The organism is Streptomyces sp. NPDC127097 (genome assembly GCF_042724075.1).
GTDB lineage: Bacteria > Actinomycetota > Actinomycetes > Streptomycetales > Streptomycetaceae > Streptomyces.
Window position 1 is genome coordinate 112,018 of the sequence record NZ_JBHXFI010000021.1, and the last position, 9,748, is coordinate 121,765.

The window sequence follows — 9,748 nt, forward strand, 5'->3', positions numbered from 1 at the left end:
GGGCCGCACACGGAAGATCGTGTACGGCCCACGGCTCCGGTCAGCCGGCGCGCAGCCGCCGGGGGCAGGCGCGGTCAGAGATTGCCGCGCCGCTCCTGCTCCCGCTCGATCGCCTCGAAGAGGGCCTTGAAGTTGCCCTTGCCGAAGCCCATGGAGCCGTGCCGCTCGATCATCTCGAAGAACACGGTCGGCCGGTCCTGGACCGGCTTGGTGAAGATCTGGAGCAGATAGCCGTCCTCGTCCCGGTCGACCAGGATCTTCAGCTCGCGGAGCGTCTCCACCGGCACCCGGGTCTCACCGGCCCACTCGCCGAGGGTGTCGTAGTAGGAGTCGGGGGTGTCCAGGAACTCCACCCCGGAGGCCCGCATCGCCCGGACGCTGGCGACGATGTCGTTGGTGGCCAGCGCGATGTGCTGGACGCCGGGGCCGCCGAAGAACTCCAGGTACTCGTCGATCTGCGACTTCTTCTTCGCGATCGCGGGCTCGTTGATCGGGAACTTCACCTTGAGCGTGCCGTCGGCGACGACCTTCGACATCAGCGCGCTGTATTCGGTGGCGATGTCGTCGCCCACGAACTCCTTCATGTTGGTGAAGCCCATGACCTTGTTGTAGAAGGCCACCCACTCGTTCATCTTGCCGAGTTCGACGTTGCCGACGCAGTGGTCGATGGCCTGGAAGCGCCGCGGGCCGGTCTCCACCAGCGGCTCGACGGCCGTGAAACCGGGCAGGTAGGGGCCGTCGTAGCCGGTGCGCTCGACGAGGGTGTGCCGGGTCTTGCCGTAGGTGGCGATGGCCGCGAGGACGACGGTGCCGTGCTCGTCCTTGAGGTCGTGCGGCTCGACGAGGCCGGTGGCGCCCTGGGCGACGGCGTGCTCGTAGGCGGCGCGGGCGTCCGGGACCTCGATGGCGAGGTCGATGACGCCGTCGCCGTGGGCCGCGACATGGTCGGCGAGGAAGTGGCCCCACTCGGTGGTGGGCTTGATGACGGAGGTGAACACGAACCGGGCGCCGCCGGATTCGAGCACATAACTCGCGGTCTCCCGGCTGCCGTTCTCCGGACCGGAGTAGGCGACGCGCTTCATGCCGAAGGCGGTCGAGTAGTAGTGCGCGGCCTGCTTGGCGTTCCCGACGGCGAAGACGACCGCGTCCATCCCCTTGACCGGGAAGGGGTCCGCCTGCCGGGTCGCGCCGGGGGTGGTGGGCTGAGGGTGCATCGTGGTGTCTGCCATGGCCGCAGAGTCTCTCCGATCCACAAGGTGCGCAATAGTTCGCGGATCTCCTGGGCATTATGCCTAGCGAAGCGACGGCATCGCCGGGCTATCTGTACATGATGACCATCAAAAGCGAAGGGACGGCCGATGGCGATCGATCATTTGGACGGGGCGCTGCTGGAGCTGCTCGCCGAGGAGCCGCGGATCGGGGTGCTGGAGGCGTCCCGGCGGCTGGGGGTGGCGCGCGGCACGGTCCAGGCCCGGCTCGACCGGCTTCAGTCGAATGGAGTGATCCGGGGCTTCGGGCCGGAGGTGGACCCGGCGGCACTCGGCTATCCCGTGACCGCTTTTGCCACGCTGGAGATCAAACAGGGGCAAGGGAATGACGTACGCGCCCACTTGACGACCGTTCCCGAGGTGTTGGAGCTGCATACAACGACGGGACATGGGGACATGCTGTGCAGGCTCGTGGCCCGTTCCAACGCCGATCTACAGCGGGTGATCGACCGGGTTGTGGGCTTTGATGGCATCGTGCGGGCCTCTACGGCAATCGTGATGGAAAATCCGGTTCCGTTGCGGATCATCCCGCTGGTGAAACAAGCATCGGGAGACTGAACCGAGGAGACCGAGTGAGCTTCTGGGAGTACGTCGGCACCCGGCACGCCCAGCTGCTGACGGACACATATCAGCACGCCAGCGCGGTCTTCCAGTGCATGGTGCTGGCCACCGTGCTGGGGGTCTGCATCGCCGTGGCGACCTATCGCAGCGAGTGGGCGGGCAACCTCGCCACCACCTCGACCGCCACCATCCTGACCATCCCCTCCCTGGCCCTGATCGGTCTGCTGATCCCGATCGTCGGCCTCGGCGTCCCCCCGACGGTGATCGCCCTGACCCTGTACGGGCTGCTGCCGGTGGTCCGTAACGCCATCGTCGGGCTGCGCGGGGTGGACCCGGACCTGGTCGACGCGGCCCGGGGCATCGGGATGTCCCGCACCACCCAGCTCTTCCGCGTCGAACTGCCGCTGGCCTGGCCGCCCATCCTCACCGGCATCCGGGTCGCCACCCAGATGCTGATGGGCATCGCCGCCATCGCCGCCTTCGCCTCCGGCCCCGGCCTGGGCAACGAGATCTTCCGCGGGATCGCCTCGCTGGGCAGCGCCAACTCCCTCAACCAGGTGCTCTCCGGCACCCTCGGGATCGCCATCCTCGCTCTTCTCTTCGACGCCGCATACGTCCTGATCGGACGCCTGACCATCTCCAGGGGGATCCGTGCCTGAGACGACCGAGACCACCCCGGCCTCCGGGGCCAGGATCCATCTGGAGGACCTGACGAAGATCTACCCGGGGAACCCCAGTCCCGCGGTGGACAACGTCAATCTGGAGGTCAAGGCCGGCGAGATCGTGATCTTCGTGGGGCCCTCGGGCTGCGGCAAGTCCACCTGCCTCAAGATGATCAACCGGCTGATCGAGCCGACCCACGGGCGGATCCGGATCGGCGACGAGGACGTCACCGACATGGACCCGGTCAAGCTGCGCCGCAGGGTGGGCTACGCCATCCAGGCGTCCGGCCTCTTCCCGCACATGACGGTCGCCCAGAACATCGGCCAGGTCCCGAAGATGATCGGCTGGTCCAAGAGCCGGGTGCGCAACCGGGTCGAGGAGATGCTCGACCTGGTCGGCCTGGACCCGCGCGAATTCCACGGCCGCTATCCGCGCCAGCTCTCCGGCGGCCAGCAGCAGCGCGTCGGGGTGGCCCGCGCGCTGGCCGCCGACCCGCCCGTCCTGCTGATGGACGAGCCGTTCGGCGCCGTCGACCCGATCACCCGCGACCACCTCCAGGACGAGCTGATCCGGCTCCAGCACGAGCTGCACAAGACCATCTGCTTCGTCACCCACGACTTCGACGAGGCCATCAAGCTCGGCGACCGGATCGCGGTGCTCCGCGAGCACTCGCACATCGCCCAGTTCGACACCCCCGAAGCCATTCTCACCAACCCGACGGACGACTTCGTCTCCGGTTTCGTGGGCGCCGGGGCGGCACTCAAGCGGCTGAACCTGACCCGCGTACGGGACGTGGGCGTGGTCGACTTCCCCACCGCCGGCCTCGACGACCCCCTGGAGACCATCTTCGACCGGCTGCGCTCCGGCTCCCACAACGAACTGCTGCTGCTGGACCGCAACCGCCGCCCGTACAAATGGCTGCGCCGCGGCGACCTGGCCCGCGCCAGGGAATCGCTGGCCCGGGCCGGAACCCTGGTCCAGCACACGGTGTCCCGGGACGCGACGCTGCGCGACGCCCTGGAGGCGGTGCTCACCGACAGCGCGGGCCGGGTCACGGTCACCGGGCGGCGCGGCGAGTACATCGGCGTGGTCGACATGGCGACGCTGATGAACAACGTCCATGAGCTGCTGGAGGCGGACCGCCTCGAAGCGATCGAGCATCAGCACCAGCTCCAGGAGCGGCGCGCCCGCCAGACCCAGATGGAGCAGGAGGGCCTGGCCGGGACGGGCGGCCCCGAGGGCGGCCCGGGAGGCCCCGCATGAGCCCCCGCGGCGGGAGCGACGAGCGCCCGCGCCGGTCCGGGCGGCAGCCGAGCGACCACGAGGCGCTGGCCTTCAGGGACGAAGTCGAAATGGAGCAGCGGGAGGTGGCCGCCGGTGAGGCGCCCGTCCCGTCCGCCCAGGCCGGTGTGCGCCGGATCACCTGGCAGAAGTGGACCTTCATGCCCGCCTTCCTGGTGCTCGCGCTGCTCGCCACCTGGCTGTGGTTCCGCGGCGCCCGGCTGGACTCCATCGCCCATCAGGCGGTGGACAACGGCAAGGTGTGGCTGGCGCTGCGCCAGCACATCCAGCTGACCGCGATCTCCACCTTCTTCGTACTGATCATCGCGATCCCGCTGGGCATCGCACTGACCCGGTCCAAGCTCCGCCGAGCCACCCCGGTCGCGATGGCCTTCGCCAACCTCGGGCAGGCGGTGCCGGCCCTGGGTCTGCTGGTGCTGCTGGTGATCTGGCTGGGCATCGGTGCCCGGTCGGCGATCGTCGGCATGGTCATCTACGCCGTGCTGCCGGTGCTCGCCAACACCATCGCCGGGCTGCGCGGTATCGATCCGACGCTGACCGAGGCCGCCCGGGGCATCGGCATGTCCCCCACCGGCGTGCTGACCCAGGTCGAGCTCCCGCTGGCCGTACCGCTGATCCTGGCCGGGGTCCGGACCGCGCTGGTGCTGAACGTCGGCACCGCGACGCTGGCGACCTTCGGCGGCGGCGGCGGTCTCGGGGACCTGATCTCGGCGGGGATCGTCACCCAGCGGATGCCCGTACTCATCCTCGGTTCGGTGCTGACCGTGGCGCTCGCCCTGCTGGTCGAATGGCTGGCCTCGCTGGCCGAACTGCTGCTCCGCCCGCGCGGTCTGGAGGTGACGGCATGAGCAGACGCCCCCACCCGGCCCGCCGCCCCCGGCGCCGCCCGGCCACCCGGCTCACCGTCGCCCTGCTCGCCGCGCTCGTCCTCGGCGGATGTGGCCTGGTCAGCGGCAGTGCGATGTCCGACAACGTGCTGCCGGGCCCGAAGGCGGGCTATCCGGACCGCCCGCTCACCGGGGCGCATCTGACCGTGACCTCGAAGGAGTTCACCGAGCAGATCGTCCTCGGCCAGATCATGGGGCTGGCCTTCCAGGCGGCCGGCGCCCTGGTCATCGACAAGACCAGCATCCAGGGGTCGATCGGCGCCCGGGAGGCGGTCCGGTCCGGCACGGCGGACGCCGCGTACGAGTACACCGGCACCGGCTGGATCACCTACCTCGGCCACACCAAGCCGATCATCGACCCCTACGAGCAGTGGAAGGCGGTCCGCGACGAGGACGCCAAGAACGGCATCGTCTGGCTGCCGGCCTCGACGCTGAACAACACCTACGCGCTGGCGCTGAACACCGCCAACTACAAGAAGCTGGGGGTGCACAACCTCTCCGAGGTCGCGGCGCTGTCCCACAAGAACCCCGGCGCCGTGACGATGTGCGTGGAGAACGAGTTCGCCACCCGCAACGACGGGCTGCCGGGCATGGCGCGCGCCTACGGCATGAACGTGCCGTCCGCCAACATCCGCAAGATGACCGGCGGCGTCGTCTACACCGAGACGGAGAAGGGCACCTGCGCGTTCGGCGAGGTCTTCACCACCGACGGCCGGATCAAGGCGATGCATCTGCACGTCCTCGCCGATGACAAGCACTTCTTCCCCAACTACAACGTCGCTCCGGAGATCAACGCCAAGGCGCTGAAGAAGTACCCGGCGATGGCCGAGGTGCTGGCCCCGGTCACCAAGGCCCTCAACAACACCGTCGCCCAGGAGCTGAACCGCAAGGTCGACGTGGACGGCGAGGACCCGCACGAGGTCGCCAAGGACTGGCTGGTGCGGGAGGGGTTCATCAAGGAGGGGTGAGGAGCCGCCGGGCACCCGGCCCGAGCCGCCCGGCACCGCGTCCGCCGCTCCCCGCCTGCGGACACGCCCTGGCCCGCCACCTCAGCAGCTGGGGACCTTGCCCCCGGTCCGCAGCGCCTTCAGGGCGTCCACCGCGCCGTCGAGCGTGCTGACCGGGATCAGCCGCAGCCCCTTCGGCAGCTCCGCCCGCGCGTCCGCGCACTCCTTGCGCGGGACGAGGAAGACCGTGGCGTGGTCCCGCCGCGCGGCCTGTGTCTTCAGCGGGACGCCGCCCACCGCGCCGACCTTGCCGCCGGCCGTGATCGTCCCGGTGCCGGCGATGGTGCGCCCGCCGGTCAGATCATGGCCCGCGCCGTCGCCGTCCAGCTTGTCGACGATGCCCAGGGCGAACATCAGCCCGGCGCTCGGCCCGCCGACGTCCGCGAGCATCAGCTTGACCTTGATGTCCGCTCCGGACTTGCCGAGCTGCCCGAGCGCGGCGCTGGTGGCGCTGTCCTGGGACTCCCGCATCTGCTGCGCATTGTGCTCGGCGATCTCCTCGGTGTTCTCGCCCACCGGGTAGACCGCCTCCCGCGGCATCACGGCCTCGTCCGTACGGAACCAGCCCTTGACGATGTCCGGCAGATGGACGGCGGCCTCCGGGCCGGTCGCCACGATCGAGGTCATCCGCAGCTGCCCGTCCGTCTTCCGGGTCCGCGCGCCGCTGATGGTGATCACCGGCTTGCCCTCGTCGCTGCCGAGGACATTCGCCGTCATGCCGGGATACGCGAGCGCATACGGCAGCGGGGCGAGGACCGCGGTGACGAGAAGGGCGAGGACGAGGGCGGTGCAGACCGCCAGGGCTCGGGTGCGTGCAGACACTCCGCCACCCTAAATGACCCCCGCCCCACCAGGGCCTCAAGGCGCTGCCGCCTCACGACACGGCCACCGCCCCTTCACACCCCACGGACCCTCCGCACCCCACGGCCCCGGCCGCACCAGGGCTCAGCGGAGCGCCTCGGACACCTCCCGGGCCGCCTCGACCACCCGCGGTCCGACCCGCTCGGAGACGGTGTCGGCGAGCATCACCACGCCCACGCTCCCCTCGATGCCGCTCACCCCGAGCAGCGGGGCCGCCGCGCCGCTCGCGCCGGCCTCCAACTCCCCGTGCGTCAGGGCGAGTCCGGCGTCATGGGTGCGGCCCTGCCGGGCCTTGAGGATCGCCCGCCCGGCGGCTCCCCGGTCCAGCGGATGACGGAAACCGGCCCGGTAGGCCACGTGGTAGTCGGTCCAGCTCGGCTCCACCACGGCCACCGCCAGCGCCTCCGTGCCGTCGACGAGGGTGAGATGCGCGGTGGCCCCCACGTCCTCGGCGAGCGACCGCAGCGCGGGCAGCGCGGCCTCCCTGACCAGCGGATGCACCTGACGGCCCAGGCGCAGCACGCCCAGGCCCACCCGGGCCCGGCCGCCGATGTCGCGGCGCACCAGGGCGTGCTGCTCCAGCGTGGCCAGGAGGCGGTAGACCACCGTGCGGTTGACGCCGAGCTTGTTGGACAGCTCGGTGACGGTCAGCCCGTGATCGGTGTCGGCGAGGAGTTTGAGGACACGCAGCCCTCGGTCGAGTGTCTGGGAGGTCTCTGCGGTCACGACGCCCTCCTGGGTGAGTGGCGGCCCTTGGGCGCGACGCGCTGCGGTCCCGGAGGCAGCGCGCGCTAGAGGCCGCCGGCCGCATGGCACCGGCTGCGCTCCGCGGCGGCGCTGCCACGGGGCGTGTGCGTGACCGGGACAGTAGCGAGCCGGTTCGGTGAGCGGAAGAGTCCGTCCAGAATCCGGTCGCTCACGCCCGGAATATCCCAGTACGTCCGCCCAGAGCGCCCCGTTCTTCTCCGTGTGGTGTTTCAGGGAGGGCTACGGCGATATCCGGGGGTGATGGGGTCACCCGGGTGCGACGGGGCCGTCCGGTCCAGGGGGCGCCCCGGGGCCGGACGAACGTGCCCGGCACGTCGCGGGGTCCCGTCGGGCCGGGTACGCAACAGGGCGGCGCGCCGTCCCACGGCACACCGCCCCACGAACCCCGGCAGGGCTCACCGCATCCGCGTCGCCCACTCCTGGACCTTCTTGATCCGCTCACCGAGCTGCCCGGCGGTGGCCTCCGCGCTCGGCGGCCCGCCGCACACCCGCCGCAGCTCGGTGTGGATCACCCCGTGCGGCTTCCCGCTCTGGTGCACATACGCGCCGACCAGCGTGTTCAGCTGCTTCCGGAGTTCCAGCAGCTCCTTGTGCGTGACCACCGGCCGCCGCTCGGCCGGCAGCTCCAGCAGATCCGCCTCCGCATCCGGCCGCTTCTTGCTGTGCGCGATCTGCCGCGCCTGCCGCTTCTGCAACAGCATCTGCACCTGGTCGGGCTCCAGCAGCCCGGGGATGCCGAGGTAGTCCTGCTCCTCCTCGCTGCCCGCGTGCGCCTGCATACCGAACTCGGCACCGTCGTAGAGGACCCGGTCGAAGACCGCCTCCGACTCCAGCGCCTCGAACGAGAACTGCTCCTGCTCGCCGGTGTCCTCGTCCTGCTCCTTGTTCGCCTCGTCCATCTCCTTCTCGGACTCGGCGTACGGGTCTTCCTCCCCGTCCTTCTTCGGCTTGTCGAGGACGTGGTCGCGCTCGACCTCCATCTCATTGGCGAAGCCGAGCAGCATCGGAACGGTGGGCAGGAAGACGGAAGCGGTCTCGCCACGCTTACGGGAGCGCACGAACCGCCCCACGGCCTGCGCGAAGAACAGCGGCGTCGAGATCGTGGTGGCATACACCCCGACCGCCAGCCGCGGCACGTCCACCCCCTCGGACACCATCCGGACCGCGACCATCCAGCGGTCCTGGGAGTGCGCGAAGTCATCGATGCGCTGCGAGGCCCCGGAGTCGTCGGACAGCACCAGGGTGGCGCCCTCCCCGGTGATCTCCCGGATCAGCTTGGCGTACGCCCGCGCCTGCTCCTGATCGGAGGCGATCACCAGCGCCCCGGCATCCGGAATCGACTTACGGACCTCGCTCAGCCGCTGATCGGCCGCGCGCAGCACATTGGGCATCCACTCACCGCGCGGATCCAGCGCCGTACGCCACGCCTGCGAGACCGCGTCCTTGGTCATCGGCTCGCCCAGCCGGGCCGCGATCTCGTCACCCGCCTTCGTCCGCCAGCGCATATTGCCGCTGTAGGAGAGGAAGATGACCGGCCGGACGACGCCGTCGCCCAGCGCGTTGCCGTAGCCGTAGGTGTAGTCGGCCGAGGAACGCCGGATGCCGTCGTTCCCCTCCTCGTACGTCACGAACGGAATCGGGTTGGTGTCGGACCGGAAGGGCGTACCGGTCAGCGCCAGCCGCCGGGTCGCCGGCTCGAACGCCTCCAGACACGCCTCGCCCCACGACTTCGAGTCACCGGCGTGATGGATCTCATCGAGAATCACCAGCGTCTTGCGCTGCTCGATCCGGTTGCGGTGCAGCATCGGCCGGACACCCACACCGGCATAGGTCACCGCCACACCGTGGTACTCGCGGCCCAGCGGCCCCGCGCTGTACTCCGGATCGAGCTTGATGCCTATCCGGGCCGCCGCCTCCGCCCACTGCTTCTTCAGATGCTCCGTCGGTGCGACCACCGTCACCTGCTGCACGACGTGATGATGCAGCAGCCACGAGGCCAGCGTGAGCGCGAAGGTCGTCTTGCCGGCGCCCGGCGTCGCGACGGCGAGAAAGTCTCTCGGCTGCGTCTGGATGTAGCGGTCCATGGCCGCCTGCTGCCAGGCACGCAGCTTGTTCGCGGTACCCCAAGGGGCCCGCCCCGGAAAGGCCGGGGACAGGTGATGGTTATTGGTGGCGCTGGTGGTGGTAGTCACGGTCTCCGTCGGCTGGACTCGGGGGATCGGCAACCGCGCCACCCTACCGCTGCGCTTGGGCTTGGCTTCCCACGGTGTCGGCTTTCCCGCCGTTTCGCTGCGCTTTGCCTTCGGCCCACGTTTTTGGCTGTCCCGCCGTTGCGCCTGCGGCGGGCGGTGCCGCTGCGCGGGGCTGTCGGGTGCGGTGACGGGCCTCCGCGGGTGGGGTGTGCCGGACTGCTTCGCTTTACGTCCGGCAC

General features: G+C 70.2%; 9 protein-coding genes. 5 read left to right on the forward strand and 4 right to left on the reverse strand.

The window, feature by feature from the left end; genetic code table 11:
• Nucleotides 1–74: 74 nt before the first annotated feature.
• Nucleotides 75–1,229 carry a 4-hydroxyphenylpyruvate dioxygenase gene (gene hppD, locus ACFWJW_RS18420; protein WP_387241913.1) on the reverse strand — a complete coding sequence of 385 codons (1,155 nt, stop codon included), beginning with the start codon at nt 1,227–1,229 and terminating at the stop codon, nt 75–77.
• A 129-nt stretch (nt 1,230–1,358) separates the two neighbouring features.
• Here hppD and ACFWJW_RS18425 point away from each other — a divergent pair, with 129 nt between their 5' ends.
• The 5 genes from ACFWJW_RS18425 to ACFWJW_RS18445 are packed head-to-tail and all read left to right on the forward strand — an operon-like array spanning nt 1,359 to nt 5,649.
• Complete coding sequence (locus ACFWJW_RS18425; RefSeq protein WP_018091280.1) at nt 1,359–1,826, forward strand: Lrp/AsnC family transcriptional regulator; 468 nt, start codon at nt 1,359–1,361, stop codon at nt 1,824–1,826.
• A gap of 14 nt (nt 1,827–1,840) precedes the next feature.
• Nucleotides 1,841–2,488: an ABC transporter permease gene (locus tag ACFWJW_RS18430; protein WP_387241917.1), complete on the forward strand. Its 648-nt coding sequence runs from the start codon at nt 1,841–1,843 to the stop codon at nt 2,486–2,488.
• Nucleotides 2,481–3,755 (forward strand): betaine/proline/choline family ABC transporter ATP-binding protein, encoded by a 1,275-nt coding sequence (locus ACFWJW_RS18435; RefSeq protein WP_387241920.1) that lies wholly within the window; start codon nt 2,481–2,483, stop codon nt 3,753–3,755. Before ACFWJW_RS18430 ends, ACFWJW_RS18435 begins: the two co-directional genes overlap by 8 nt.
• Nucleotides 3,752–4,642 (forward strand): ABC transporter permease, encoded by an 891-nt coding sequence (locus tag ACFWJW_RS18440; RefSeq protein ID WP_387241923.1) that lies wholly within the window; start codon nt 3,752–3,754, stop codon nt 4,640–4,642. Before ACFWJW_RS18435 ends, ACFWJW_RS18440 begins: the two co-directional genes overlap by 4 nt.
• Nucleotides 4,639–5,649: a glycine betaine ABC transporter substrate-binding protein gene (locus ACFWJW_RS18445; RefSeq protein ID WP_387241926.1), complete on the forward strand. Its 1,011-nt coding sequence runs from the start codon at nt 4,639–4,641 to the stop codon at nt 5,647–5,649. The genes ACFWJW_RS18440 and ACFWJW_RS18445 overlap by 4 nt, the downstream gene beginning before the upstream one ends.
• An 81-nt stretch (nt 5,650–5,730) precedes the next feature.
• Here ACFWJW_RS18445 and ACFWJW_RS18450 read toward each other — a convergent pair whose 3' ends face one another.
• From ACFWJW_RS18450 to ACFWJW_RS18460, 3 genes are all read right to left on the reverse strand, one after another.
• Nucleotides 5,731–6,510 carry a S16 family serine protease gene (locus ACFWJW_RS18450; RefSeq protein WP_387241929.1) on the reverse strand — a complete coding sequence of 260 codons (780 nt, stop codon included), beginning with the start codon at nt 6,508–6,510 and terminating at the stop codon, nt 5,731–5,733.
• Between the two features lie 123 nt (nt 6,511–6,633).
• Nucleotides 6,634–7,275 carry an IclR family transcriptional regulator gene (locus ACFWJW_RS18455; RefSeq protein WP_387241932.1) on the reverse strand — a complete coding sequence of 214 codons (642 nt, stop codon included), beginning with the start codon at nt 7,273–7,275 and terminating at the stop codon, nt 6,634–6,636.
• Between the two features lie 437 nt (nt 7,276–7,712).
• A complete protein-coding gene (locus ACFWJW_RS18460) occupies nt 7,713–9,509 on the reverse strand; it encodes a DEAD/DEAH box helicase (protein ID WP_387241935.1) in 1,797 nt (598 codons plus the stop codon).
• Nucleotides 9,510–9,748 lie beyond the last annotated feature (239 nt).

What these genes read in the sequence shown, in the direction of transcription:
- ACFWJW_RS18440 (WP_387241923.1), top strand. Translation starts at nt 3,752, where the DNA reads ATGAGCCCCCGCGGCGGGAGCGACGAGCGCCCGCGCCGGTCCGGGCGG.
- ACFWJW_RS18425 (WP_018091280.1), top strand. Translation starts at nt 1,359, where the DNA reads ATGGCGATCGATCATTTGGACGGGGCGCTGCTGGAGCTGCTCGCCGAG.
- ACFWJW_RS18445 (WP_387241926.1), top strand. Translation starts at nt 4,639, where the DNA reads ATGAGCAGACGCCCCCACCCGGCCCGCCGCCCCCGGCGCCGCCCGGCC.
- hppD (WP_387241913.1), bottom strand. Translation starts at nt 1,229, where the DNA reads ATGGCAGACACCACGATGCACCCTCAGCCCACCACCCCCGGCGCGACC.